Here is a 26,656-nt window from a genome sequence, read left to right as displayed (position 1 = left end):
AATGCAAATTAATCAATTTGCAACTATTAGGAAAGCGAAAGCTTTCCTTTTTGCATAAAAAAGGCTATCTCTTTTGAGACAGCCTCTTTTTATTATTGAGTTGGCTCATTTACTCCTTGATGAATTTTTCTACCACTCTTCTCTGTTGATCAGTAGCATTAATAAGATAAGTCCCGTTTGGTAGATGAGAAATATCTATTTTTTTATCAGATGAAGTCGTGCTTTTTAAAACAGATTGGCCTGTCATACTAATGATCTCAAAGTTGATGTTTTTGTTTTCCGGACTTCGTACAGAAATGTAATTGGAAGATGGATTCGGATACACTTCTATTTTTAAAGGTTTTAAAGTAGTGTTCTTAATAGAGAGAGTAGTGTCCAAATGCTCTATTGCAGCTTTAATATTAGGGAGAGGTCCTATTTTTGTTGTCAGATTACCCCCTTGAGGGATTCCCGTATTAATCAGCAGGGCTTTCATTTCAGCAGGGCTCATATATTGTCCTGTCTTTTGAAAGTAATAAGACTGAATGAGTATAGCAGCAGAAGCAACGATGGGGGTTGCTGAGCTCGTCCCACTAAACATCATATAGGTTCTGTCCTTATCATTATTATATTTAGCCCAGAATCCATAACCTGCAGATAAGACATTGTGCCCCCAGCCCTGAACATCTAACCTGGATCCATAAGTGCTAAAAGATAATTTTGAGTGCTGAGGAGAGCTCGTTCCTGCTCCTACAATAATGGCCCCGCTATTTCCTCTTGCGTTATAATCTGCATAAAATGGATCGTCTAAATTTTCATTTCCATTTCCTGCAGCTGCAATGATGATAATTCCAGAATCGGTTGCAGCTTTTGTTAAATCCCAAATAACGTTGGTATATTCTGCAGGTACAAAATTGGAGCCTTGTCCTCCAGTTTGCATTTCATACAGAATGATGTCACCAGCCTGAGAAGCGTTAATGGATCTGGTTACAGCAGCTACTCTGTCATATCCATTAGTCGTCCACTCAAGGAAGCCTATATATTCATTGGCATTGTATGCTGTTCCGGAAATCCCGATATTATCTTTTGCCGAGCCCATAATACTCATCACTGCAGTTCCGTGATCAAGAAAGTTATAATAAGCACTAGTTGAGTCAGTTAATAGTTGGTTGGGTAGTATTCCATTCTCTAACTATATAGCATTTCTGTCAAATAACATTTCATGAGTCTTATGAAAGCCATATTCAACATCTCGTACCCTTACATTGTGGCCGGTAATTCCTCTTGACCATGCATAATTGACATTGATCCCTGGATTATCTAACAGGTAGGTCTGTTGATTTTCTAAATCAGGTGTAGTATTAGAATTACTAATATACGGAGGAGTGATAGGCTCATTGCTTATGATGGATACATATTCTACTTCAGGAAAGGCTTCCAGGCCTTTCGCAAGCCGTAAAATGCCTTCATTGTCTTTTATTGGGACTTCTACCCGGTAAATTCGTTTCAATTTCTCAATTGATTCTCCTGATTTTTTGTTTTTTCTACTGGCCTCAATCATTTCATTTATTTTTCTGTCACTGAAACCAAGATTACTAACAAATGATATTTCATTTTTACTAATAAATTCTTTAAATGCAGGGTTGTTTTTTAATGCATCATTGATGATATCATTGGTATTCTGTTTTTTAGAAAAAGAAACATAGAGAGAGTGAGAATTTGATGTTTTTTCTAATTGAAACTGTCCTTTTCTACTTTGTCCAAAAGATAGTAGGAAACAGAAAATCGATAGGATAAAGATTTTTTCTTTCATAAGTGTTTTTATTTAATGTTTAATGTAAAACTAATGAAAATAACATTTAATTAGCTGTTTTTATAAATTATTCATAATAATTGTTTGTTTGCGTTTAAAGATTGATGGTTTTTTTGAGGTTAATTTAAATTATTTCGTAAATATCTTGAATGTTAGGTTCATAATTTTCTGTTTAAGGTATTGGTTATCAAAGTCAAAAAAGATGATCACAAAAAATACTACGCTTTAGTAGGTTGTTTGTTTAGTTCTTTATTAAGCTTTTAAAGTAGGTCAGCTTCTATTAATAAAAATGTCTCTCAAAAACTTGAGAGACATTTTTATTTTACTTTTTCATCAGCTTTTCAACAATTCTTCTTTTACCGTCGGAAGCATTAATGAGATAATTACCCTTAGGCAGATGTGAAATGTCTAATCTTTTATCGGTTGATGTTACCCCTTTTAAAACCTGTTGTCCCGTTATAGTAAAGATTTCAAAACTAATATCTTTATTTTCAGAATTTCGAACAGAAATATAATTCGATGCCGGATTAGGGTATATTTTAATTTCTAATGGTGCTGAAATCAAATTCTTTGATGAAAGAACATTTCGTTTGCTTTCCAGGAACTCTATTGCCGCCTTGATATTAGGAAGAGGTCCTATCTTTGTCGATAGATTGCCACCCTGTGGAATTCCCGTATTGATTAAAAGACTTCTCATTTCAGAAGGAGTCAGGTACTGTCCTGTTTGTTGCAAATTAAAAGATTGAATCAGTATAGCAGCTGAAGCAACAATGGGTGTAGCTGAGCTTGTTCCACTAAACATCGTATAAGTTCTGTTGTTGTCATTATCATATTTAGCCCAACCTCCATAGCCTGCAGCTAGAACATTTTGTCCCCAACCCTGAACATCTACTCTTGAACCATAGGTACTGAAACTTAGTTTTGAGTGCTGAGTCGTATTGGTTCCTGCACCTACTACAATAGCTCCACTATTTCCTCTTGCATTGTAAGCAGAATAAAATGAATGATCTAAATTTTCATTTCCATTTCCGGCTGCGGCAATGACTATAATTCCAGAATCGGTTGCCGCCTTTGTCAAATCCCAGATAAGGTTATCATACTCTGCAAGGACATAATTTGAGTTTTGACCACCGGTCTGCATTTCATATAGAATGATATCACCTGCCTGAGAAGCATTGATTGATCTTGATACGGCAGCAACCCTATTATATGATGAAGTAGTCCACTCTAGGAACCCCTTCATTTCTGTCGCACCGTAAGCTGTTCCGGAAAGGCCTACATTATCTTTTGCAGAACCTAGAATACTCATCACTGCTGTTCCGTGATCTAAATAGTTATAATAACTACTGTTGGGATTTGTGAGTGATGAATTTGGTAGGATACCGGTTTCGAACTGGATAGGATTTCTGTTGACCAACATCTCGTGAGATTTATGGAATCCATATTCCACATCCCGAATCCTTATATTTTGACCGTTAATTCCTCTGGACCATGCATAATTAACATTGATTCCCGGATTACTCAGTAAATACGTTTGAGAAGCTTCCAGGTCAGGAGTTGCAACAAAAGTTTTAATGAATGGTGGCTCAATAGGTTCATTACTTAATATCGAAGCATACTCAAGTTCTGGAAACCTTTCAAAGCCTTGGGCTAACTTTAAAATACCTTCGTTGTCTTTTATAGGTGTTGTTTCGACCTTATAAATACGCTTCAACTTTTTTATCGACTCTCCTGAATTTTTGTTCTTTCTGCTTGTCTCAGTCATTTCGCTCAGCTTTCTATCATCAAAGCCGAGATCATAAACAAATGACAGATTGTTTTTTTGAACAAATTCCTTCAATGCAGGATTAGTGTTCAATGCATTTGCAACAATGTCATCAGAGTTGGAAGATGAAGAAAAACAAACGTACAGTGCATGCGATTTTGAGTTTTTCTGTAGTTGAAATTGTCCTTTTCTGTTTTGTCCAAAAGATAGCACAAAAGAGAAAATCAATAAGATAAAGAATGTTCTTTTCATAAGCTTATATTAATATTTGTTGTATTTGGTTAAATAAATATAACAAATATTAATATACGTTATGATTTTGTGTGGCTGTCCATTACAATCGTTACAGGGCCGTCATTAATTAGGGAAACTTTCATATCTGCACCGAAAATACCACTTTCAGTTTTTAATCCTGATTGGGCTATTTCTTCTTTAAAGTACTCAAAAAGAGGAATTGCCTGATCAGGTTTTGCCGCTTTTATAAAAGAAGGGCGATTTCCTTTTTTATAATCAGCTATTAATGTAAACTGGCTGATGCAAAGTATTTCACCAGTAATATCTTTTATCGAAAGATTAAGTTTGTCATCAGCATCACTAAAAACCCTAAGATTTAGAATTTTCTGCACAAGCCAGTCCGCATCCGTTTTTTCATCATTTTCATCAATACCTATGAGAAGCATAAATCCCTTGCTGATTTCACCAACAACTTTTCCTTCTACTTTTACTTGTGCTTCAGAAACTCTTTGTATAACAACTTTCATTTTTTTAAAAATAGATATTTAAAACTCTGGTTGCAGGGTCATAATTATAAGGATACGTCTTTGGAGGAAGAGAAGTTACAGAAGTGTTGGTAGGATTTCCTGTAAGTAAAATCCATGTTGCATTATCTTTAGGACAAACAATACTGATATTGTCTTTTACTTCAAGAGTAGTGTTGCTATCCGGGCAAAGATGAGGTGCGTTTCTATCATATACCATAAATTGGGTATCTGATCTGCGGACTACGATGAGCCCTCTTGTTCCCGACTGTTGCTCATTGACATATATCCAGCCCTGAGGTTGGGTTAAATTAAAGTAAGCAGGAAGATTAAGGTTTAAACTTACGTTGATAGGGGTTCTGGGAAAACAGCTGACAGTATCTTCCCGACTTCCACAAGAATTTATATTTAAAACACTGATTATCAATAGTGTGAAAATAGATACGATTGAAAAAGTTTTTTTCATTTCAATTTAAATTTTTATATATTTGTAAAAATTAAACGATTACAACACGAAAACATTGTCCGACAAATGTCGGATTATTTTTTTATACTAAAACTAAATTTTGAAAATTATGGCAAGCTATGTTACAAAGGAGGGGTTAGATAAAATGAAAGCTGAGCTGGAACAGTTAGAAACTGTGGAAAGACCTAAGATTACTCAGCAGATAGCAGAAGCAAGAGACAAAGGTGATTTGTCCGAAAATGCAGAATATGATGCGGCTAAAGAAGCTCAAGGAATGCTTGAAATGAGAATTTCTAAACTTAAAGATGTTATTTCTACTTCTAAAATTATAGATGAAAGCCAATTAGATACTTCAAAAGTTTCCATTTTAACAACTGTGAAGCTTAAAAATAATGCTACTAATCAACAGCAGGTATTTACTTTGGTTCCCGATAATGAAAGTGATTTAAAAAGCGGAAGGATTTCCGTAAATACTCCTATTGCAAAAGGACTATTAGGTAAAGTAGTAGGTGAAACTGCTGAAATTGTTTTACCAAACGGGAATAAACTATCTTTTGAGGTATTAGAAATTACATTGTAATATCATGTGATTTACTGCTTCTAATTCATGACTAAAAAATAGAATACAATGAGTACAATATTCACAAAGATCATCAATGGTGAAATTCCTTCATATAAAATTGCAGAAGATGAAAATTTTGTTGCTTTTTTAGATGCAATGCCTTTAGTGAAAGGACATACTTTGGTAGTTCCTAAAAAAGAAGTAGATCTTATTTTTGATTTGGAAAGTGAAGAGTATAAAAACCTATGGGGATTTACTCAGGAAGTCGCAAAAAAGATCAAAACAGCTATTCCCTGTGTAAGAGTTGGGGTAGCGGTAGTAGGATTGGAAGTCCCTCATGCCCATATTCATTTGATTCCTTTAAATAAAATGGAGGATATGAATTTCAGAAATGAGAGATTAAAATTAACCCATGAAGAGTATACAGAGATTCAAAACTCAATTATTAATTCTTAACAAAATAAGAGATCGTAAAAAAGAAATTTTTTACGATTTTCTTTAACATATATATATTTATAGAATAGTATGAATTCAAACCAGTGTTCTTTCTGTGGTAGAAAGAGAAATGAAGTACAGATGCTTATTTCTGGTCAGAACGGCTTTATTTGTGAAAATTGTATAGAGCAAGCTCATTCCATAGTTAAAGACAGTGCTTCTAAGACTGACTTTTCACCTGCAGAAAATATAGATGCTCTTAAAAAGCCTAAGGAGATTAAAGAATTTCTTAATCAATATGTAATCGGTCAGGATCAGGCAAAAAAGCAACTTTCCATTGCTGTATATAACCATTATAAAAGATTACTTCATGCTCAGGATGAAAACCGTGAAGTTGAGCTGGAGAAATCCAATATTATTATGATTGGTGAGACAGGTACCGGAAAAACGTTACTGGCAAAAACAATTGCAAGAGAGCTGAATGTTCCGTTTTGTATTGTAGATGCTACCATCTTAACAGAAGCAGGTTATGTGGGTGAAGATGTTGAAAGTATCTTATCCAGATTGTTGATGGTAGCTGACTATGATGTGGAGAAAGCGGAAAAAGGAATCGTGTTTATAGATGAAATCGATAAGATCGCAAGAAAATCAGATAATCCAAGTATTACAAGAGATGTTTCAGGAGAGGGAGTACAGCAAGGATTATTAAAATTATTAGAAGGAAGTATTGTTAATGTTCCACCTCAGGGAGGAAGAAAACATCCTGATCAAAAATACATTCAGGTCAATACACAAAACATATTATTTATTGCTGGAGGAGCCTTCGACGGAATAAAAGAGATCATTGAAAGAAGGATGAATAAACAGGCAATTGGTTTCAGTTCTGAAAAAATTAATAAAGTAGATGAAGATGATTATGTATTAACAAACATTAATGCAATTGATCTTCGTTCTTTCGGATTAATTCCCGAACTTTTGGGAAGATTTCCAATCATAACTTATCTTGAAAAGCTCACAAAAGAAACTATGGTTCGTATAATGAAAGAGCCTAAAAACTCAATTGTGAATCAATTTGTGGAGCTTTTCAAAATGGATGGCACGGATTTGGCATTCACGGACGGGGCAATTGAAAAAATTGTAGACGAGACTCTTGAAAAAGGATTGGGGGCCAGAGGTCTTAGAGGAACTACCGAAAAAGTCCTTGAAGACTACATGTTTGCAATCGGAGAGGAAAAAGAAATAATATTAACAGAAGATAATATTATTATTAATAAATAGAAATATTTTTTTTTATTATGAAAAAAATCATACCTTTGCGGGTGAGATTGTATTAACACACACAAATAATTTATACAATGAGAAAAAGTTTATTTGCTATAGGTCTTTTAGCAATTAGTTATTCTGTTCAGGCGCAGATATTATGTCACGTAGACACTAATGCTAATATGTATGTAAGTAAGGGCACGCTAGTTTATAGTGGTGGAGGAGTTCAAATGAAAGCTAATGGTGCTATTGAAAACCATGGTAATTTCATGATTTCAGGATCATCTACAGATGCATTTAGAACGATAGATGCATCAAATTCTAACAAAACAGAAGCTAACGCGGGAAACAACTTTGTTAACAAGCTTAACGAACCCAACGCGTACGCATCTGTAAATCCGAATAACACCACGGATGCACCAGTATACACTTATGGGCAGTTATTTATTACCGGTGTTCCTCAAGCTAATATCACAGGTTTTGTTGATGAAGAGTTCAGACAAGTTAGTCATGGAAAATATCAACAAATAGGGATGCCTTTCTTTGGGAAGACAGCTAATACATTAAATAGTGAATTAGGAAAAGGTTTTAGTAATACCAGACGTTTAGAGAATGATATCCTTTATTGGGATAATACTAACGTACAGTTTGTTAATTTAACAAATATTAGTGCCGATAAATTTGGTCAAATCACTTCCGGAGCAGCATACTGGATCTTTGGAGCGGGAGGGGGTAGCCTTAATTTAACTCAAACACGTACTGTAAAAGGAGTTCCATTGAGTGATCAAAATATGTCATTTACGTTAAATGGCGCTGGTGCTAATAAAAATTTTGGTACCAATGGTACCAATACCAATAGCTACAGAGAAAGATACAACTCTTATCTTCAAGATGGCTTCCATGTTGGTACAGCGTGGACAGGAAGTTTTGGTAAGAACTGGTATCAGTTTTCAAACCCATTTTTTACAAATCTAGACCTAACCAATATTGCACGTAATGAAGGAGCTAATGGGGATGGAGTTAATTTAACTAATATTCAAGGAGTAAGACTCGAAGTTTCTGGGGTTCAGTATAATCCTAATTCAGGTGGGGGTTCTACAAGTTATAAATTTATTACTTTTGATACTAATGGAGGTCCGGTAGGAGATCTTGATTATACTGTGATCAGACCAATGGGAACTTTTGCCATTAAATTGAAAGATAATACCCAATCTGATGTATTGAATCTTGCTAACCTTAGAAGGTTTAACTACAATGGTAGAGCTGCTACCACAGATTATAATGTTACAGCTAGCAGAAGTATGGCTAGAAATACTAGCGCAGGAACTACTAAACAATTAGGAGTTATTGCACTTAATGCGGCCGGAAATGAAATCGGTAGAACATATTATGCCGTATTTCCTACTGCAACAACAGGGAATTCTTTAACAGCTATGGCTCAGAGTACAGCAGCCTCTTCTAATATTATAGGTACTTTTGAAGAAAGTCTTAATGGAGGTTATGATAATAATTTCTCTTCTAAGTATTGGTTATATATTAACGAAGCTAATGAAAATGATTTCCAAGGGAAAAATGTTATGATGGCACTTTACAGCAATACTATAAAATCACTTAGATTTGAAGTAAGGGAAAATGGTAAAGTAGTTGATAATGGAACACACCAATTATCTTCTGGAGTAGGTTTTTATTATAAAGCTACTAACGGAAGTGTAAAAGAAGCTAAACAAGGAGAAATTGTTCCAGTTGAAAATACAGAATACAGTCTATATTATGGAGCACCTAATATTTCTTCAGCAAGAAGTCTAGCTGCTACAGAAGTTTCTGTGAAGCCTTCAAGAACAATGGTAGTATACAATCCAGATATCACCAATTATGTTGTAAGGTTTGATCCAGATTGGAAAAAAGCAGATATCGAAGTTTATGATATGAGTGGTAAGCAGGTTATCTCTAAAAAAGCTGTTAATACCTCTTCAGATTTTGTTATTGAATTAGATAATTCTATTAAAAATTCTTATATAGTAAAAATTATTTCTGATAAAGGAGAAACTGTTAATACCAAAATCCTAAAATAACACATATGAAGACTATTAATAAACTAATATACCCTCTTTTTATTTTCGCTGTTTTCCTAGTTAATGCACAACCCCCTAGACCAGGTGAAGAAGGTGGAGGAGGTGGAGTAACTCCTGGAGGAGCGGCATCACCAATTGATATGTATGTATATGCACTTTCAATTGTTGCAGTGACATTTATTGTATTTTTCACAAAAAAATACAAAAGCCAAAAAATATAAAAATTTTATTAAAATAAAAAAACTCTCTGATTACTCAGAGAGTTTTTTTATTTTTACATTATGAAAAAGATATTTATACTATCAGCAGTTCTATCTGCTTTTTCTTTACAGGCACAATTCACGGTAACCGTTCAGGCTCCAGCTGATTTTAAAAATCAAGACGCAATTCTATATACATTAAATGGTTCTAAAGACATTATTTTTACAAAAGAACAGAGTAAAAATAATACATGGACATTTAAATATCCCAGCCATTATATGGGGATGATGAAAATGTACTTTCCAGATACCAATAATACATTCAATTTTATTTCTGAAAATAAGGATGTTATGATTAAGCTGGATACTCAGAATAATAAGATTAAAGATGTTATTTACCAGGATGAGGCAAATAATTTAATGAGCAAGCAGCAGGAAGGCTCTCAGAAAAAAGAATTGATATTACCGGCATTGACTCAGATCAAAGAATATTATAAAGATAATACTGACTTTGGTAAAGCGCTGAAAACAGAAATTACGAGACTGTCAGGTGGTGTGAATGAAATTAGTTCAGCTGAGCATCCTTTTATTAACTTTTATAATACCAACTATAGTAAATTCCTGTCCAATGATCCTTCTAAAAAAGTGTCTAATGATGAGATAATCAATTTTATTGATAAATCTAATGACATGTTGGAATCATCTTCTCTATTAAGACCTATACTAGTGGCATATCTTAATTCTGGAGGAAATGCCAACGTCCCTGGCTCTGTAGATAAGCTTTTAGATAAGTTAAAGGTAGAAACTCCAAGAGGGCAGACTGTACTGTCTGAATTGATTGATATTTTTGATGTATATGAAATGACAGAATTCAAGAATAAGTATCTTGATCTGGCTAAAAACCTTAAATGTACAATCAATGATAGATTAGCATCAACACTTAAATCGAATGCGAATGTACAGATAGGAGCGGCTTTCCCTAATTATAAATTCCAGTCTCCTGTAAATACAACAGCTAAATCTATTTACGATGTTAAAGCCGATAAAAAAGTGATTGTTTTCTGGTCTTCTACATGTTCTCATTGCGAATCAGAGCTTCCAAAATTATTGGAGAAGTATAACGATTTAAAAGCAAAAAATGTTCAGGTAATAGGGCTTTCGCTAGACGTTGACAAGGATTCTTATACTAAAAGAATTGCCGCTTTTCCATGGATCAATGATTCTGAATTAAGAGGGTGGAATAGTACGTATAGTGAAACCTACAATATTCATGCAACACCTACTTATTTTATTTTAGATGCTAACAATAAGATAATCAACAAACCAGACCACGTGGGCAATGTTTTGGAATATTTTAAGCTAAAATAGTTTTGGAGGAATAAAAATATTTTATATATTTGCACCACCAAAAAGGCGAGGTAGCTCAGTTGGTTAGAGCGCAGGATTCATAACCCTGAGGTCACGGGTTCAATTCCCGTCTTCGCTACAAAAGGAAAAGTAATTTGATTGCTTTTCCTTTTTTTATTTCTATAGTTCTCTTAATTTTTAATCGTCAAAAACAGATTCAGAAGACTTTTTTGTAAAGAAAATTTTTTACTGTTTTCATCTTTAAAAATGTCTTTAGAGCTGATCTCACTAATAAGGCCATTCTTCTTCTTATGGATGGTCGGATCTGATTTTCATGTCTAAATAAAAAAAGCCGCAACAACTGTTATGGCTTAATCTTTTTTATTGTTCTAGCTCTAGCTGCTTTGATAGCCCAGAAGCTGTCTGATCTGATAGAAAAAGCGCTCAATAAGCCTCAGGTCTTGGGTTACAATATCTGCATTACCTTTAAGTTCTTTATCAAACACAAGATGTTTGTTATAGGATGTTTTTAATCCTTTAGGAAGTACTACATCAACATAGTAATTTCCTTTATCGTCCGGGGAAAGTGAAATATTCTGAACTTTACCTTCTACAATACCATATTCCTGGAAACGATAGTTGTCTAGCTTAATCAGAACTTTTTCACCAGGGGTGATTTTACCTGAATTAATTGCCGGAACAGACATCCTTCCTACCAACCTTTCCTTATTTTCAGGAAGTATGGATAAGATAGCATCGCCACTTTTTACAAATTGATTTTCTCCCAGAAACTGTTGGAAACTGGCAACCCCATTTGTAGAAGAAATAATCAAGTAGTTTTGTTCCCATTGTTTCAATGATTTTCTTAATTGCTCAAATAGCTGTAAAGTCTGTGAAGAATAGTTGATTTTATCCTTTTCTGTATTGATTGCAGTTCCGCTTCTTGTTTTATTAAGGTTTAAGATCGCTTCTTCTATCTGAGAAAGGGAGATCGTGATATTTTCCAGGTTCTGTTGTGCCTGAAGGTATTTTATTTTTTCATTTTCAAGTTCTACTGCAGCAATAACCCCTTGGTTGAATAATTCCTGGGATCTCTGGTAATTTTTCTTAGTTAGTTCATACTTTGCAGCTTCAAGGTTTTTTTGTTGTTTAAGGGTATTGATTCGCAAACGGTTTTCAGAAATGCTTTGGTTGGCTGCGAGATTTTCAGGTGCATACGGTTGAAGTCTGGTAAAGAGCTCTTCATCCTGAAATGCCTTTGCAAAATTATTATAATCACCCTGTAATTCTCCCAGTTTGAAATGTGAAGCGTCATAGATGGGAAAGGAAGACAATTTATTAGGGGTAATGGAATCGACCAGCTCTTTTAATAAAAGAACGTCTTTATAATTTGCAGCAGATTGCATCACTATAAGAACATCATTTTTCTTTACCTGCTGATGATCTTTGATAAATATTTTTTCAATTTTAGAGTTGGTTCTTGCTTCTAGTTTTTCCGGTGGATTTTGTGAAGTTACTACAATAGGGGCCGGAACGAATTCTGGATACTTGATGATGTAGCTCATAATTAGAATGAGTATGAGAATAATAAATATAATACTGTTTCCCCAGCGAATCATCCAGTGAGGGGGCTGTGTGAGAATGTCCTGTACGCTTTCTGAACGAAGTTCTATATTATCTAAAATTTCTTTTTCCATATTACATAAACAAATGAAAATAAAAATCCTCCATATGAGGATTTAGGTATGATTTCTCTATAAATAACTACAGAGGGAGTTTATAATCACAATTGGGATCATTACCCAGTTCAACACCAGGGATTACTTGTCCTCCGGGGCAATACTGATTGCATGCATTCCATATTTTATTATTGCTAATATAACAAAAACAGTTACATGGATAGGCCGGGATAGGACCAGCACCGTAAACTTCTTTTAAGCTTTGTCTTTTAATTTTTCTTAAGTCTTTCATGGTTAGGGTTTTAAGAATTGGTTAGTGAAGTTAACAAAAAATAAAATACTAATTTCCTAGTTCCAATTGATTTTTCACAAGCCTGTAGTATTCTCCTCTTAGCGCTACCAGCTCACCATGACTTCCTTCTTCCACTACCTTTCCTTGATCCAAAACAATAATTTTATCAGCATGTTTTACCGTAGAAAGTCTGTGTGCAATAACAATAGCTGTTTTTCCTTTGAAAAACTGTTCCAGATTTTCCATGATTGTTTTTTCATTGTTGGCATCCAATGCAGAAGTAGCTTCATCAAAGAATATATATTCCGGGGATTTGTAAACGGCCCGTGCAATAAATAATCTTTGTTTCTGTCCACCACTGACACCCACACCTTCGTTTCCTATTTTGGTATTATAGCTAAGAGGAAGTGCTTCGATGAACTCCTTTATATTAGCAATTTCAACAGCCTTTCTTAATTTTTTCTTATCTACATGGTCTTCACCTACAGCAATATTATTAGCAATCGTGTCATTGAAAACATAGCCTTCTTGCATCACCACTCCGCAATGATCTCTCCAGAACCTTGGAGAAACGTTGGTCAGTTTGGTATTTCCGATCCTGATATCTCCGCTATTAGGCTCATAAAACTTCATGAGTAATTTAAGTAAAGTAGTTTTTCCGCTTCCGCTGGAACCTACTATTGCAGTAGTTTTCTGATAAGGGATAGTCAAATTAAGGTTTTCGAAAACATAGGCATCAGAACCAATATATCTGAAAGAAAGGTTTTCTATTTCTATATCTTTTTCCGGAAGTTCGGAAGCGTACTGTTCATCTTTATTTTCTTCATCATCTTTATCATGGATTTCTCCCAGTCTTTCGAGCGAGATTTTAGCATCCTGAGTCTGCTTTATAAAGTCAATAAGCTGTAATAATGGACTGTTCAGCTGTCCGATAATATATTGTACGGAAAGCATCATCCCAAGGGTAAGATTTCCGGTTAAAACCAATTTTGCTGAAAGGAAGCTTACCAGGATATCTTTCATTTGGTTGATGAAATTTCCACCAACGGATTGCCATTGTTCTAAAGAGAGAGATTTGATTCTTATTTTAAATAATTTGACTTGTAAAAATTCCCAATCCCAACGCTTTTGTTTTTCAGCATTATGCATTTTTATTTCCTGCATTCCATTGATCAGCTCAATTACCTTGCTCTGTTCCTGAGAAACCTGAGAGAATCTTTTATAATCAAGTTCTTTTCTTTTATTTAAAAAGAAACTAATCCATGCCACATATAAAATCGCTCCAACTAAGTAGACGATAAATAACCTGTAATCATAGAACAACAATACGATGCTGAAGATAATAAGATTAACAAGAGAAAATAAGGTATTAAGAGATGAACTCGTCAGAAGTTGTTCTATCCTGTGGTGATCATTAATTCTCTGCATAATATCTCCCGCCATTCTTGTATCAAAGAAACTGATAGGAAGTTTCATCAGTTTAATAAAGAAGTCAGAGATGATTGAAATATTAATTCTGGCAGAAAGGTGGAGCAAAATCCAGCTTCGGATAACCTCAATACCCATTCTTCCCAAAAAGAGCATGATCTGAGCAAGCAAAACGATATAAATGAAATTCAGATCCTGATTCTGTATCCCGATATCCACGATACTTTGAGTAAGAAACGGAAATATAAGAGACAGTAAACTGCCTGCTAAAAGTCCGACTGCAAGTTGGATAACCAGTGATTTATATTTGAGCAGGTATTTTGATAAAAAAGAAAAGCTTGCCTTGCTTTCTTTGTCATCGAATTCAGTCTGGAAAAAGGCGGGCGTTGTTTCTACAATAAGAACAATCCCTTCTTCAGTTTTTTCATTAGCATTCTCACCGATCCATAATTTGATAAACTCATCTCTGCTGTAGGTAATGAGCCCATAGCTTGGATCTGAAATATATACCTTGTTATTCTTATCTATTTTATATACAACGACAAAGTGATTTTTGTTCCAATGTACAATACATGGAAAAGGAACTTCTTCAGTAAGTGTGTTAAAGTCGATCTGAACTCCTAGTGAACGGAAGCCTAAATCTTCAGCAGCATCACTTAATCCTAATAAACTACTCCCTTCACGGGTAGTTTCTGAAAGACTGCGTATTTGTTGTAATGATATGCTTCTACCATAATATTTACTGATGATTCTGAGACAAGTGGGGCCACAGTCTTTGGCATCCGGCTGCCTGTAAAAAGGAAATTTCTTCAAAATTTATAATCATTTAAAATGCCGTCATTTTTGACGACATTCTTTATTAATATATTATTAATAACAATTTTTGATGCTACCAACAGCTATCGTCAGTAATTAAACACCTTGCGGGTACTGCATGACAAATCTCCAATGGGCAATAATCAGGACATAAAGCGGTACCTCCATTAGGAAGTGAGCATGTTACCAAAGTGCCCCCGCTAATGCTTCTCAAGCTTTGTCGTGGAAGTTTTTTTAGTTGTTTCATGGTAATAATAGCTTTAGATTAAGTTTAGTTTTATGGTAGTCTTTAATCAGGCTTATTTTTTTCCTAAATTAGTGAATTTTGTTAAATTATCGTATATTTTATATTTCTTCATCTTCAATCAGTTCATCGATGAAATAATGGATATCTTCCCGGTCATATTTATCCGGAAACTGAAATCCGTTAATAATGAAAATGGGCGTGAAATTTAATCCAGCTGCAGCATTTTCTTTTGACATTGATTCAAGAGCACTAAGGTCTTCCAATTGACCATTTGAGCCGGCAATCTGAGTGATTTGGGTTTCATCCCTGTTTTTGAACCAGGTTTCTACAGTTTTAAGGAATTCGCTTTCATGCTTGTTTTTATAAATATTCATAAAGTCTGATAACAGGCCTGTTGATTTTTCATTAGATTTTTCAGAAAAGTAATTGAAGCGTATTTGGGCAGAAATATCATTAGGATATTTTTTTAATAAATCTTCCAGAATTTCGTGAGCCCCTTTACAAAAACCACAATAAGGATTTGAAACTACAGAAATACGAATCCTTGCCTCTTTGTTTCCTAATGAAAAAGTTTGATTATCGCTGAATGTTATTCTTTCATGATCCAAAAGCTCTCTTTTAAACAGCTCGTAATTTCTTTTAAATCTTAGGTTTTTTGCATTTGACTTCTGAAGAGTTTCTTGTTCTTTAAGAGTATTATTTAAATAAGAGACTACAAAAAATACGATTCCCCATAATAGGATGCTTAGTAGTAAGATACTTGAATTAAAATATAGATTTTCAAAAAAGAAAAGGCTTAGTATTAATTGAGCTGTTAAAATGGAAATGATTAGAAGACATACACGGCAAAAAGTTTTTTCAACAAAGGCTTGTATATAAAGAGAGTAACCAATAGCAATAAGTGAAACAATGGTAAATCCTTTAATGATATAGGCAGTAGCTGGTAAGAATAATCCTAATACAGCAATGCCTATGAAATAGATCAGTGAAAAATCTGAAAATTTAAGTCCTAAAATACTCGTTTTATCTTCATTGATGATTTTGTTGCAAGAGTTTATAGCCTGATGGGCCGAAGTGTCTCCGCAAATACTTCCTATAACTGCAGAAGTATTCCCGAATTTTTGATTGAAAATCTCCAGGGAAATATATACTCCTGCCAGGGATAATATATTAAAGATGATTTCATACCATGAATGGTTGATGATTGTATATAGACAAATAACTCCTAGAATAGCATATATAAAAGGTTTGTAATTAGATATTTTCTGTTCAGAATTTTGAGTTTTTTCGAATAATAAAACAAAGTCGGTTGCACTCTTGTGAAGCTCTTCTTTGTTTAATGTCTTGGATTTATCAGAGTAGACAGAGTAATGGGCTCCCGCTTTCTTCACCAAAGAAAAGGAATTATCTACTATAGCAATAAACTCCTCAGGAAGTTCATCCCAATATTCCTTATCCAGTTCGTAAGCATCATTCTTTACTCCCAAAAAATTTAAAGTATCACTAAAAGCAAGGGCTGAAGGATAATTGGGATGAGAATTAAACTGGAAAAGAAACTCCTGTTTATCTAGTTTTAAGTAGTTGATTAGTTTGTCTAAGGTCATGTTATTTTTTTTAACTAAAATACAAAGATGTTTCAATAAAACAAATATTTCTTCCTCTCCACGTGATTTATATTGCTTTTGCTACAATTACAATCTATAAGGCTACAGAACCCTCGTTGTAATAATGATGAATGTCTTATGTCAATTGAAGTAATTAGGAAAATAAATGTACAAAGCTACCATTCAGAGTGGCATTAGTAAATGCGAAATTCGAACCTTGGAGATTCGAATCGATTTGCGAAAAATATTAATTTAATGATCAGGAAATATCCTGGTGTTAAACATGTGTTTAGTTTTTTTATTGATTATGCCCAAAAATGTACTAGAATAGGGTGTTTTGCCATATATTTTGTGGTTTTGCGATAACTTCATGAATTAATAAACAAACGTGTGCGAACTTAAAAAATCTTAAAGTTTTCATAAAGTTTTAAAAAAGGGGGCAAATGTTTTTGTTTTTATAAATATTGTTGTACTTTTACATCGCCTTGAATGAGGGAACAAGTCAAGGTAATAAATTTTTTTTCATCATTTGTGTTTTTAGAATCGTATCGCCTGATACGATTCTTTTGTTATATAATATCCTGTTCATAATTCAGTAACAAATCAATGAAATAAGAATAGGTTATGGCACCTTCTTGTTGATTACTTTTAAGAAAAAGATTATTGGTGAAACCAAAGAAATCATCTAGCCATCCTTGGTGTCTCATAATGAAATTCTTTTCGTATAATCTGTCTTTTTTCATTCCTTCAGAATAGTTTCTTATTACTGATTTTACGAAGTTGGGATCATCCTCAACAATAAACCTTAATAGGCTTTTTAATGTAAAATATTCGGTACTATATCTCAATTCTAAGTTTTCAGAATGAATACCTACCAAATAACCAATAAAGTTAGCTTCCTGCTCTCTGGCAAAACCCAATTGATGTGAAGTTTCGTGCGCCAATGTAAAAGGGATAAATGAAGATGGTAGCTGTGAGTTATATTGAGCCTCTGCAGTAAAAGGATTATAGTATCCCAGTATACCTGTAAAGTTCATCACACGTTTAAATAAGCTCGGCTTAATAGAGTTAATGGAGCTTGCTTTTTTATCAGAAATGTATTGCGGCAGTTTTTGCTGCTGTAAAAGGATTTGCTGCTCGATGGGTTTTACATCCTTAACTACAAAAATTCCATTTTTATCTTCAGGAACCAGTTTTCTGGTGACTTTGCATTTTTCTAAATAGATAAGGGCTAGTTTTTTAGCTTTATCTAAAGAAGGCTTTTCTTGCTTTTCTAATTTTTTGATTATTGGAGTCTGGAAATATAGCATTCCCCAGGAAACCTGATAGGTAAAATAGAATAAATTAATAATCAATAATAACTTTAGCAAAGCAACGTTTCTGCTTTTTTTCTTAAAGCACAGAAGAATAAGATACAGAGAAACAATCCCCAACAAGATGTATAAGACATCCCCAAAGGAGAAAGGAATCCATGAAAACAAGATCTGGTGAAATCCTTTTTGGAACTCGAAGAATTTTTCGAAAGCAGAGATAATCAGTTTCGATTTTGAAAATAGAAAAAACAAAAGAAATTGGGCAAGTAATATACCCGCCCAAAATCTTTTTTTCTTATATGTATGTATAATATTAGTGTCCACCTCCTTTCGAAATTTTATCTAAATCAATTCCCTGAGCTTTTAAAATACCACTTACACGGATTGCATAGAATGCTAAATAAGCAAAACATATAACGCCTACTATATAACTAAAGTGAATATTGGTTAGGTCAGCTACATATCCTTGAATAGCACTTACAATACCTCCTCCCATAATCATCATAATCAGGTATCCTGAACCTTGATTGGTGTGTTTTCCAAGACCGTTGATAGCAAGAGCAAAAATACATGGCCATAATGTAGAACAAAATAGACCTACGCTAGTAAATGCATATACAGATACCATTCCCGTAGTAAACATTCCTATCAGTAATGCTGTAATCCCGGCACAAGAGAAGATAAGAAGCATTCTTGCAGGATTTCCTTTGCTCATAATATCACAAATAATCATTGCTATGATTACAAATGCATAAACATAAAAATGAGATAAATCGTGTTTTGCGATGGCATTCACTAATAAGAAAACGCTAAAGGCAAGATAAGGAGCCAGGAAACGTAATATTTTTTTAAATCCGGCACTAAAGTCAAATGCTTCTACAGCACCAGTCCAACGTCCAATCATCATGGAAGCCCAATATAAAGAAATATAAGGGGCAACCTCTTTTGTTTCGAATCCTAAATTCTTTTCCATGTAAGCAGGTAGATTACTTGCTGTAGAAACCTCTACTCCTACGTACACAAAAATGGCGATCATTCCTAAAATAAGCTGTGGATATTGAAAAGCAGATTTTCTATGCTCTCCTGGAACAGCATCATCTGTGTCTTCAAGATTGGTAGGAGTAATAGCAGGAAGTGAAGAGAACTTAAGTAATATAGCAACCATAATGAATGCAGCTCCCAGTATTAGATACGGTATTTTAACACTTTCGATACTGGCTTCTGTATTGGCAGCCGCTGCAGAACCAAAGATGGCAAAAGAAACGATCAATGGACCAATAGTGGTTCCCAGGTTATTAATCCCTCCCGCCATTGTTAATCTTTGTGACCCTGTTTCAGCGGGTCCTACTTCAATTGCTAATGGATTGGCTACAATTTGTTGTAAAGAAAAACCAAGTCCCACAATAAACAATCCGGAGATCATGAGTGGGAACGATCCCAGATTAGCCGCAGGGTAAAACAATAAAGTACCTGCTGCTGAAATAAGGAGTCCTACTATAAGACCGTTTTTATACCCTATTTTGTTGACTAAGTCTTGTTTCAATCCTTTTGAAACAGCCATATAAATTAAAGAACCGACAGTATAGGCAACATAGAAACAAATCTGTACCAGCATACTTTCGGTTTGAGTTAAATTAAAAGCTTTTTGGAAAACTGGGATCAAAATATCATTACTTGCTGCAACAAATCCCCAGAAAAAGAATACAGTGACTAATGGGATAAATTGTCCCCAATTAGTTTGTTTAGAATAATTCGACATGTTTGTTAAAGATTTCTTAATAACAAATATAATTATTTCTTTTAAATAGAGCGTTCTAGCAAGGTTTTTTTTATTTCGTTAAAAGCTTGGCTTTTCATCTCTTTCTGAGAGTCAGAAGGTTCCATAATATCATTGAAATAAACCCTTACTTTGCCGGGATACCCTTTTGAATTGTCGAAAGGAAACATTTCTTTTAAGCCTATAAAGGTATATACGGCAATAGGAGAGTGATGCTTGCTTGATAAAGTAAATGCACCATCTTTAAAGTCATCCAGAATAATAGAGGTATCATCCGGAACACCTCCTTCCGGAAATATAACGATGCTGTTTCCTTCTTCCATTTTCTCGGCACATCTTCTGTAAACATCTGCACGGCTTCTTGGGCTGCTTCTGTCTACCATAACACATATCCTCTTGTAAATAGTCCCGAAAATAGGAATCTTTACCAGTTCTTTTTTTCCAACGTAGCATAGAGGATGGTGAGGAAATAAGATACAAGGAAGCATAATATCCATAATAGATGTATGATTTGAAATAATAACATACTGTTTATTACGGTCAATTTTTTTGTCAGTAAGGTTGATGAGCTCATACCGGAGCCCCATTCCGTAGAACATCCCAAAACACCAAAAACGAATGAATCGATATGCGTACTTGTAATGCTTTTTGCTAAAGGATAAAATATAAACAGGAATTCCAAAAACAATTGTTAATACAAAGGCTAATATCAGGAGCCAGAATCTCCATATATAATTTAAAATCTTTACCACAGGTTAACCATTAAAAATTACTTTCTTCTTAACAGAATAATTAAGGATGGAAACTAATAAAATTGCAGCAATCTTACTGAGTATTTCCGGACTCAAGGTATAAAAAATTAAATTGATATTGTCCTTAAATATAAAACTATAGAATATCTGGAAGAAGCTAAGACTCAATAAAGTCGAGATAAAAGAAATAACCATAAAATAGGCAAACTCTTTTCTCTTAGAATGTTTTCCTCTTTCAAAGACAAACCAGATGCTTAGGAAATAGTTGCTGATAATACCGCAGCTGGTAGAAAAAATATTGCTCAAAGGATAATGTATCCCATGAAAATTTGTTTCCGAGTTTAAAAATTGAGGAAGGTAAGTGCTGAAGATTTTAAAGCTCCCTATTTCTATAATAGCACTGAGCCCTCCTGCCAGTATGAAGAAGAGTATTTGTTTTTGACGTAGTATTAATTCTCTCATCGAATTTATCTGATGTGCAAATTTATAACTATATGTTAAACAGTAAAAAAAGATGTTAAATATTTTTTTTAAATCAAAAATATTTCTAATTTTAATTCTAGAAACATGAAAAAAAGCACCTGATAATAAATTCATTGTCAACGAGTTGGGTTGATGGTTTTTTCTATCTTGTAATGCGTGATTCAATGCATACTCCAGAACTTTATAACCTCATTTTATAACAATATTTGTATGAAACGTCAAAACAAATACAGGAAATTCCAGCTTCAACAGAAAAATATTGAGGCTCTTGAGAGAGAGAATTCTCGTTTCAAAAGAGTGTATTCTGAATATGAAAATATGTCCAATGAGCTTTGGGATCTTGAAAATTCTAATCAGGAACCAGTCCCTGATGATTTTATTAATGCAATGATACTACAGACTTCATATCTGGAAGATGAAATAGAGGATTGGCTGATACAGTTCAATGAAAAAAAACCTGATATAAAACATTCGTAATTGCCAGCACCTTCTGGCTTGTTTATAAAGCTATTTAAAGATAAATTCATAATTTAGCATCCTTAAATTAAAATGTGAATATGGTTGCTATTGTTGATGGTGGTTCTACCAAATGTGATTGGGTAATTTTAGACGATTTCAAAAAGGTCTTCATGAAAACTGAGACCATCGGTTTTAATCCCAATAACATTGCAGCTGAGTTAATCGTCCCTGAAATTGAAAAAAATATTAACCTTAGTGCTGTAAAAAACTCAATTACAAGAGTGTTTTTCTACGGTTCCGGTTGCGGAATACCCGAAAACTGTATTACTATAGAAAGAGAATTATCAAAATTTTTCACAAAAGCAGAGGTAGTTGCTAAAGAAGATCTTATGGCTGCTGCTTATGCTGCTTATACGGGAAAACCTGCTATTGTCTGTATCTTAGGAACCGGATCTAATTCCTGCTATTTTGACGGAACTCATTTAAAAATAAAGCTTCCGTCTCTTGGATTTCTTATCGGAGATGAAGGAAGTGGCAGTGCCATTGGTAAGCAACTGGTACGCAGATTTTTTATGCAAAAACTTCCTGAAGATTTACATTTACAGTTTGAGGAAACCTATCATTTAACGATTGAGGAAGCATTAAAAAATATGTATCACACCTCAAGACCTAATGCTTATTTAGCGAATTTCAATAAATTTGTTGTGGAAAGAAAGGAACATCCTTATTTTCAAAAAATGGTTTTCGAAGAAATGAAAAACTTTTTTGAATATCAAGTTCTTCCTTATGAAGAATCACAAGAAGCCGAAATTAACTTTATCGGCTCTATTGCTTATTATTATGAAGAAACTCTTCGTTCTGCAGCAGCAGAACTTCATTTAAATGTTGGTAAAATTGTACAAAAACCGATCGAAAGTTTAGTTGATTACCACATTAAATATATACTTTAAAAAATAAATTCTATGTCAAATAAAACTCATCGCGACGAAAAGAACTTTAATCAGGCCGCATTAGATTATCATAAATCTGAACCTAAAGGGAAAATTGAGGTTATTCCTTCAAAACCACATTCTTCTCAAAGAGATTTGTCTCTGGCATATTCTCCGGGAGTGGCGGTTCCTTGTATGGAAATTCATGATAAGCCCGAAACGGTGTACGATTATACAGGAAAGGGGAATCTGGTAGCTGTAATCTCTAATGGAACAGCTGTTCTGGGATTGGGTGATATCGGAGCTGAAGCTTCAAAACCTGTCATGGAAGGAAAGGGGCTTTTGTTTAAGATTTTTGCAGATATTAATGTTTTTGATATCGAAATTGATGAAAAAGACCCGGATAAATTTATTCAGATTGTAAAAGGAATTGCACCAACTTTCGGAGGGATCAACCTTGAAGATATTAAAGCTCCGGAAGCCTTTTATATTGAACAAAAGCTGAAAGAAGAATTGGATATTCCTTTGATGCATGATGACCAACATGGAACAGCTATTATTTCTGCCGCTGCATTGATCAACTCTTTGGAGATTGCAAATAAAAAGATTGAGGAGGTAAAAATGGTAGTGAATGGTGCAGGAGCAGCAGCGATTGCATGTACAAAACTATATATATCACTAGGTCTGACCCCTGAAAATGTTTTGATGTGTGACAGTAAGGGAGTTATTAATCATAAAAGAGAAAACCTGACTCCTGAGAAGCTTGATTTTATTGCTCAGACTGATATCGAAACACTGGAAGATGCCGTAAAAGGATCTGATGTTTTCGTTGGATTATCCAAAGGAAATGTAATGACTCCGGAAATGTTAAACAGTATGAATGTGAATCCTATTGTTTTTGCATTGGCAAATCCTGATCCGGAGATCGCTTATGACCTGGCTTTAGAAACCCGTAAGGATGTAATTATGGCTACAGGGAGAAGTGATTATCCTAATCAGGTTAATAATGTATTGGGATTCCCTTATATTTTCCGTGGAGCGCTTGATGTTCAGGCGAGAGGAATTAATGAAGAGATGAAATTAGCGGCTGTTCACGCTATTGCTAATTTAGCAAAAGAAGCTGTTCCAGAGGCTGTTATTTTGGCTTATAACCTTCAGAACCTTCAGTTCGGGAGAGAATATTTTATTCCAAAGCCATTTGACAACAGGTTGATTACTAAAGTTTCAAGTGCCGTTGCAAAAGCAGCGATAGAAAGTGGAATAGCGGGTAAAAGTATCGCAGATTTTGATGAATATGAAAATCAGCTTCTTGACAGAATGGGAAGGGATGAAAAGCTGGTAAGAATGATGCAGAGTCGTGCTAAATCTAATCCTAAGAGAGTTACCCTGGGGAATGCAGAAGAATATAATGTATTGAAAGCAGCTCAGATTCTTTATGAAGAAGGAATTGCATATCCAAGCCTGTTAGGTGAGAAAAAATTCATTCAAGAGCAAATGGAGCGTTACGGTATCAGTCTGGACGTCCCTATTATTGATCCGAATGATGATGATCAGGAAGAAAACAGAAAGATATACAGAGAGACCCTTTGGAAGCTTCGTCAGAGAAAAGGAATGAATGAATACAAGGCGAAAAGATATGTCCGTCAGCGAGATTATTTCGGACCTTTAATGTTGAAGCATGGAGATACTGATGCACTTATTGTCGGTTTTTCTAAAAACTATGCCTCTGTATTGCGTCCTGTTTTAGAAATTATCGAAAAAGAAAAAGGAGTAGATAAGGTGGCTGCCATGATGATGATTCTTTCTGAAAAGAAACCTATCTTTTTTGCTGATACTTCCATACACAATAATCCAACTGCTGAAGACTTGGTAAACATAGCTAAAATGGCTGAGATTACAGTGAAATCCTTTGCTATTGAGCCAAGAATTGCTATGCTTGGATTTGAAAATTTTGCGGCTATATCTGAAACTTCTAAAAAAGTGGCAAAAGCAGTAAGTATTCTACATGAGAAATATCCTAAAATGATTGTAGATGGTGAAATTCAGCCGGATTTTGCAATGAATGCAGATCATTTAAGCGACTATCCCTTCTCAAAATTAGGAGAAACGCCTGCTAATACATTTATTTTCCCGAATCTGGAAAGTGCTAATTTATCCTATAAAATTATCAGAGGAATGAAGGTAGCTCAGGTTATCGGACCAATTTTGATGGGATTAAAACAACCGGTACACGTTTTACAAATGCGTTCAAGTGTTGATGAGATTGTAAATTTGGCTACAGTGGCTGTTCTTGATGCTCAGAGAAGAGAGAAAAAAGAAAATGGGAAGTAATTAATTACAGGTTGTAAATTAGTTTTTAACAATAAGGATGAGCGATAAGATAATCACTTTTCGCTGCTCCAATAAACATAATAAATCAATACCGGAAAGGAGTGAGCCACTATGGAAATCTTTTCTGGTGTTGATTTTATTTTAGGTATGAAGTGATTAAGAATATTGCTTTTTATTTATTCACAATGAAGTGAATATTGAATTATTTTAATATATTAGCCCCGAAAAGAAAAATATAAACAAGCTAAAAACAAAAACACAAAAAATAAGGGTGATGAAAAATGATTTTAAAATACCGGCAATCCTATTTTCGGTCTAGGTTTGATTATTTTCCTATAATCAAGCTAAACCTTTATGATGAATAAAGATTCCCTTTCCAAAATCTACTGATCATTTTATAACCATAATTTTCGTCCACATTTTTCAGTTGGCTATATATTCCTTGAATCTGAATTGATTAACAAGGGATTGATGTTGTTTTAGTTGATTCTTTATACTCTAATGATGCGAAAAATTATTTATGTGGTTACCATACTCGTGATTGTAGATTCAAAGCTGACTCAGCTGTATGCACAGAAATTTAATGCTCATGAATTGACTACGAATGGATATGTAAGAACTGGAATCGGATGGACTGAAGGAGGAGCGTTGGTCAATTTTGTAACCCCGGAAAATGTTCATAAATTCAGAATGGGAAATGAAGCAGACCAGTACGGAGAACTTCAGTTTAATTACCATTATAAAAATAAAGATTCAGTAAAGCTGTATGAAATTACATATATGATGTCTAAATATGTAGCATATGGCGATAACAATAGCCTTGATGAGTTTCCTAAAACAGCTCAGTTATTTGGGAAAATCAATAAAGTTGTTAAAAATTCCAGTATTTGGATCGGGAAAAGATACTATGATCGTAGAAATGTGGAATCCTTGGATTACTTTTGGATCAATGCTGCCCAAAATTCTCAGATCGGATTAGGAATAGAGAATTATGAGATTAAACATGCTGGAAATTTAAATCTGGCTGTGATGCAGTTCAAATATGATACAGATCATTCTCATTCTTATATGGTTGATGCAAGATATTTGGATATTCCGGTTTCTCAACATTCAAAACTTAATCTGATTGGTCAATATAGTTATAAAACGGGAAATGAGATTTTAAAATCATCCGGACATCCTGGTTTTACATTGGGTGGCTGGTGGACCTATTCTATGAAAAATATAACGAATACATATACCGTACTGTATAGGAAGGGGAGCGCTCTGGTTGAAAGTACTTATGCTGGAAATACCGTGTCAGAATATGTAGATGGGAGAAAAGTATACGATCTGGATAAAGCAAGCTCACTTAATATTATTAATAATTTTGTATACGACGATAAACAACGACATGCAATACAAGCTTCTTTAAGCTATCGATATAAAGATTTTGGAATTGGAAATGTAACGGAGAAAAATATCCCGATGGATAATAAAGTGGCTCAAAACTGGTTCAGCATAGGATTCCGATATTTGTATTATATCAATAGGCATTTTAATCTTGCTCTGGAAGCAGGAAACGATTACATGAAAAGCAGTCGATCGGGACTGGAAGGGAGTTTACAGAAAATTACTTTTTCCCCTCAGATTACCTGGGATTATGGTTATTATTCGAGGCCTGTTCTTAGGCCATTCATTACCTATGCTCACTGGTCAAACAGTTTTAGAGGAATTACAGGAAAATCGAACTTTAATACAAGGCTTTTAAATAAAAATAATGGGCTGTCATTTGGGATACAGCTTGAGGTATGGTGGTAAAGGGCTCTATTTCAAAGTTTTTTATTTTTTAAGCAAATGATTGGATATCAACTCAAAAATTAAGTTAAAAATCATTAGTGCGTGAA

23 protein-coding genes and 1 tRNA gene are annotated in these 26,656 nt (G+C 34.2%); 11 read left to right on the top strand and 13 right to left on the bottom strand.

What is annotated here, in order from left to right; translation table 11 throughout:
• Window positions 1–109 precede the first annotated feature (109 nt).
• The 5 genes from CJF12_RS11245 to CJF12_RS11225 all read right to left on the bottom strand — a co-directional run bounded on the left by CJF12_RS11245 (window position 110) and on the right by CJF12_RS11225 (window position 4,781).
• Window positions 110–1,078 carry a S8 family peptidase gene (locus CJF12_RS11245; protein WP_051887375.1) on the bottom strand — a complete coding sequence of 323 codons (969 nt, stop codon included), beginning with the start codon at window positions 1,076–1,078 and terminating at the stop codon, window positions 110–112.
• A gap of 93 nt (window positions 1,079–1,171) precedes the next feature.
• The gene (locus tag CJF12_RS11240) at window positions 1,172–1,792 is read right to left on the bottom strand and encodes a hypothetical protein (protein WP_051887374.1); all 621 of its coding nucleotides are present in this window, start codon (window positions 1,790–1,792) and stop codon (window positions 1,172–1,174) included.
• A 322-nt stretch (window positions 1,793–2,114) separates the two neighbouring features.
• Window positions 2,115–3,809: a S8 family peptidase gene (locus tag CJF12_RS11235; RefSeq protein WP_051887373.1), complete on the bottom strand. Its 1,695-nt coding sequence runs from the start codon at window positions 3,807–3,809 to the stop codon at window positions 2,115–2,117.
• Window positions 3,810–3,868: 59 nt separating this feature from the next.
• Window positions 3,869–4,318 (bottom strand): D-aminoacyl-tRNA deacylase, encoded by a 450-nt coding sequence (gene dtd / locus CJF12_RS11230; protein ID WP_034687008.1) that lies wholly within the window; start codon window positions 4,316–4,318, stop codon window positions 3,869–3,871.
• Window positions 4,319–4,322: 4 nt separating this feature from the next.
• Window positions 4,323–4,781: a hypothetical protein gene (locus tag CJF12_RS11225; protein ID WP_034687006.1), complete on the bottom strand. Its 459-nt coding sequence runs from the start codon at window positions 4,779–4,781 to the stop codon at window positions 4,323–4,325.
• Between the two features lie 109 nt (window positions 4,782–4,890).
• Between CJF12_RS11225 and greA the strand changes: the two genes are divergently transcribed.
• The 7 genes from greA to CJF12_RS11190 all read left to right on the top strand — a co-directional run bounded on the left by greA (window position 4,891) and on the right by CJF12_RS11190 (window position 10,799).
• Window positions 4,891–5,361, top strand: coding sequence for a transcription elongation factor GreA (gene greA / locus CJF12_RS11220; RefSeq protein WP_034687004.1), 471 nt, complete (start codon window positions 4,891–4,893; stop codon window positions 5,359–5,361).
• A 48-nt stretch (window positions 5,362–5,409) separates the two neighbouring features.
• On the top strand, window positions 5,410–5,799 hold the full coding sequence (locus CJF12_RS11215) for an HIT family protein (protein ID WP_034687002.1): 390 nt from the start codon (window positions 5,410–5,412) through the stop codon (window positions 5,797–5,799).
• 69 nt (window positions 5,800–5,868) lie between these two features.
• The gene (gene clpX, locus CJF12_RS11210) at window positions 5,869–7,056 is read left to right on the top strand and encodes an ATP-dependent Clp protease ATP-binding subunit ClpX (protein WP_034686999.1); all 1,188 of its coding nucleotides are present in this window, start codon (window positions 5,869–5,871) and stop codon (window positions 7,054–7,056) included.
• Window positions 7,057–7,133: 77 nt separating this feature from the next.
• Window positions 7,134–9,113 carry a T9SS type A sorting domain-containing protein gene (locus CJF12_RS11205; protein WP_051887372.1) on the top strand — a complete coding sequence of 660 codons (1,980 nt, stop codon included), beginning with the start codon at window positions 7,134–7,136 and terminating at the stop codon, window positions 9,111–9,113.
• Between the two features lie 5 nt (window positions 9,114–9,118).
• The gene (locus CJF12_RS11200; RefSeq protein WP_034686997.1) at window positions 9,119–9,334 is read left to right on the top strand and encodes a hypothetical protein; all 216 of its coding nucleotides are present in this window, start codon (window positions 9,119–9,121) and stop codon (window positions 9,332–9,334) included.
• A gap of 60 nt (window positions 9,335–9,394) precedes the next feature.
• Window positions 9,395–10,681, top strand: coding sequence for a TlpA family protein disulfide reductase (locus tag CJF12_RS11195; protein WP_034686995.1), 1,287 nt, complete (start codon window positions 9,395–9,397; stop codon window positions 10,679–10,681).
• Between the two features lie 44 nt (window positions 10,682–10,725).
• A tRNA-Met gene (locus tag CJF12_RS11190) sits at window positions 10,726–10,799 on the top strand.
• Window positions 10,800–11,055: 256 nt separating this feature from the next.
• Here CJF12_RS11190 and CJF12_RS11185 read toward each other — a convergent pair.
• The 8 genes from CJF12_RS11185 to CJF12_RS11150 form a co-directional block, all read right to left on the bottom strand.
• Window positions 11,056–12,357, bottom strand: coding sequence for an HlyD family secretion protein (locus tag CJF12_RS11185; protein ID WP_034686993.1), 1,302 nt, complete (start codon window positions 12,355–12,357; stop codon window positions 11,056–11,058).
• Between the two features lie 67 nt (window positions 12,358–12,424).
• On the bottom strand, window positions 12,425–12,631 hold the full coding sequence (locus CJF12_RS11180; protein ID WP_034686991.1) for a hypothetical protein: 207 nt from the start codon (window positions 12,629–12,631) through the stop codon (window positions 12,425–12,427).
• Between the two features lie 48 nt (window positions 12,632–12,679).
• Window positions 12,680–14,872: a peptidase domain-containing ABC transporter gene (locus CJF12_RS11175; protein WP_034686989.1), complete on the bottom strand. Its 2,193-nt coding sequence runs from the start codon at window positions 14,870–14,872 to the stop codon at window positions 12,680–12,682.
• 348 nt (window positions 14,873–15,220) lie between these two features.
• Entirely contained in the window at window positions 15,221–16,726 is a 1,506-nt protein-coding gene (locus CJF12_RS11170; RefSeq protein WP_034686987.1) for a vitamin K epoxide reductase family protein, read from the bottom strand.
• A 569-nt stretch (window positions 16,727–17,295) separates the two neighbouring features.
• Window positions 17,296–18,363, bottom strand: a complete 1,068-nt coding sequence (locus CJF12_RS11165; RefSeq protein WP_316930831.1) for a DUF3810 domain-containing protein — start codon at window positions 18,361–18,363, stop codon at window positions 17,296–17,298.
• On the bottom strand, window positions 18,353–19,798 hold the full coding sequence (locus CJF12_RS11160) for an MFS transporter (protein WP_034686986.1): 1,446 nt from the start codon (window positions 19,796–19,798) through the stop codon (window positions 18,353–18,355). The genes CJF12_RS11165 and CJF12_RS11160 overlap by 11 nt, the downstream gene beginning before the upstream one ends.
• Before the next feature lie 41 nt (window positions 19,799–19,839).
• Window positions 19,840–20,568: a lysophospholipid acyltransferase family protein gene (locus CJF12_RS11155; protein WP_034686984.1), complete on the bottom strand. Its 729-nt coding sequence runs from the start codon at window positions 20,566–20,568 to the stop codon at window positions 19,840–19,842.
• A gap of 3 nt (window positions 20,569–20,571) precedes the next feature.
• Window positions 20,572–21,030: a GtrA family protein gene (locus CJF12_RS11150; protein ID WP_034687016.1), complete on the bottom strand. Its 459-nt coding sequence runs from the start codon at window positions 21,028–21,030 to the stop codon at window positions 20,572–20,574.
• Between the two features lie 231 nt (window positions 21,031–21,261).
• On the opposite strand from CJF12_RS11150, the gene CJF12_RS11145 reads away from it, so the two are divergent.
• From CJF12_RS11145 to CJF12_RS11130, 4 genes are all read left to right on the top strand, one after another.
• Window positions 21,262–21,528, top strand: coding sequence for a hypothetical protein (locus CJF12_RS11145; RefSeq protein WP_034686982.1), 267 nt, complete (start codon window positions 21,262–21,264; stop codon window positions 21,526–21,528).
• Window positions 21,529–21,608: 80 nt separating this feature from the next.
• The gene (locus CJF12_RS11140) at window positions 21,609–22,460 is read left to right on the top strand and encodes a BadF/BadG/BcrA/BcrD ATPase family protein (protein WP_034686979.1); all 852 of its coding nucleotides are present in this window, start codon (window positions 21,609–21,611) and stop codon (window positions 22,458–22,460) included.
• Window positions 22,461–22,472: 12 nt separating this feature from the next.
• Complete coding sequence (locus tag CJF12_RS11135) at window positions 22,473–24,770, top strand: NADP-dependent malic enzyme (RefSeq protein ID WP_034686977.1); 2,298 nt, start codon at window positions 22,473–22,475, stop codon at window positions 24,768–24,770.
• A 501-nt stretch (window positions 24,771–25,271) separates the two neighbouring features.
• Window positions 25,272–26,570, top strand: a complete 1,299-nt coding sequence (locus tag CJF12_RS11130; protein WP_084675679.1) for a carbohydrate porin — start codon at window positions 25,272–25,274, stop codon at window positions 26,568–26,570.
• The last annotated feature ends 86 nt before the right edge of the window (window positions 26,571–26,656 follow it).

Source organism: Chryseobacterium piperi, from assembly GCF_002285635.2.
Classification (GTDB): domain Bacteria; phylum Bacteroidota; class Bacteroidia; order Flavobacteriales; family Weeksellaceae; genus Chryseobacterium; species Chryseobacterium piperi.
Note: the sequence above shows the minus strand (reverse complement) of the source record. Positions and strands in the feature narration are given on the sequence as shown.

What these genes read in the sequence shown, in the direction of transcription:
- CJF12_RS11135 (WP_034686977.1), top strand. Translation starts at nt 22,473, where the DNA reads ATGTCAAATAAAACTCATCGCGACGAAAAGAACTTTAATCAGGCCGCA.
- CJF12_RS11185 (WP_034686993.1), bottom strand. Translation starts at nt 12,357, where the DNA reads ATGGAAAAAGAAATTTTAGATAATATAGAACTTCGTTCAGAAAGCGTA.
- CJF12_RS11200 (WP_034686997.1), top strand. Translation starts at nt 9,119, where the DNA reads ATGAAGACTATTAATAAACTAATATACCCTCTTTTTATTTTCGCTGTT.
- greA (WP_034687004.1), top strand. Translation starts at nt 4,891, where the DNA reads ATGGCAAGCTATGTTACAAAGGAGGGGTTAGATAAAATGAAAGCTGAG.
- CJF12_RS11235 (WP_051887373.1), bottom strand. Translation starts at nt 3,809, where the DNA reads ATGAAAAGAACATTCTTTATCTTATTGATTTTCTCTTTTGTGCTATCT.
- clpX (WP_034686999.1), top strand. Translation starts at nt 5,869, where the DNA reads ATGAATTCAAACCAGTGTTCTTTCTGTGGTAGAAAGAGAAATGAAGTA.
- CJF12_RS11145 (WP_034686982.1), top strand. Translation starts at nt 21,262, where the DNA reads ATGAAACGTCAAAACAAATACAGGAAATTCCAGCTTCAACAGAAAAAT.
- CJF12_RS11170 (WP_034686987.1), bottom strand. Translation starts at nt 16,726, where the DNA reads ATGACCTTAGACAAACTAATCAACTACTTAAAACTAGATAAACAGGAG.
- CJF12_RS11245 (WP_051887375.1), bottom strand. Translation starts at nt 1,078, where the DNA reads ATGGGCTCGGCAAAAGATAATATCGGGATTTCCGGAACAGCATACAAT.
- CJF12_RS11205 (WP_051887372.1), top strand. Translation starts at nt 7,134, where the DNA reads ATGAGAAAAAGTTTATTTGCTATAGGTCTTTTAGCAATTAGTTATTCT.
- CJF12_RS11150 (WP_034687016.1), bottom strand. Translation starts at nt 21,030, where the DNA reads ATGAGAGAATTAATACTACGTCAAAAACAAATACTCTTCTTCATACTG.
- CJF12_RS11130 (WP_084675679.1), top strand. Translation starts at nt 25,272, where the DNA reads ATGATGCGAAAAATTATTTATGTGGTTACCATACTCGTGATTGTAGAT.
- dtd (WP_034687008.1), bottom strand. Translation starts at nt 4,318, where the DNA reads ATGAAAGTTGTTATACAAAGAGTTTCTGAAGCACAAGTAAAAGTAGAA.
- CJF12_RS11225 (WP_034687006.1), bottom strand. Translation starts at nt 4,781, where the DNA reads ATGAAAAAAACTTTTTCAATCGTATCTATTTTCACACTATTGATAATC.
- CJF12_RS11215 (WP_034687002.1), top strand. Translation starts at nt 5,410, where the DNA reads ATGAGTACAATATTCACAAAGATCATCAATGGTGAAATTCCTTCATAT.
- CJF12_RS11160 (WP_034686986.1), bottom strand. Translation starts at nt 19,798, where the DNA reads ATGTCGAATTATTCTAAACAAACTAATTGGGGACAATTTATCCCATTA.
- CJF12_RS11140 (WP_034686979.1), top strand. Translation starts at nt 21,609, where the DNA reads ATGGTTGCTATTGTTGATGGTGGTTCTACCAAATGTGATTGGGTAATT.
- CJF12_RS11195 (WP_034686995.1), top strand. Translation starts at nt 9,395, where the DNA reads ATGAAAAAGATATTTATACTATCAGCAGTTCTATCTGCTTTTTCTTTA.
- CJF12_RS11180 (WP_034686991.1), bottom strand. Translation starts at nt 12,631, where the DNA reads ATGAAAGACTTAAGAAAAATTAAAAGACAAAGCTTAAAAGAAGTTTAC.
- CJF12_RS11240 (WP_051887374.1), bottom strand. Translation starts at nt 1,792, where the DNA reads ATGAAAGAAAAAATCTTTATCCTATCGATTTTCTGTTTCCTACTATCT.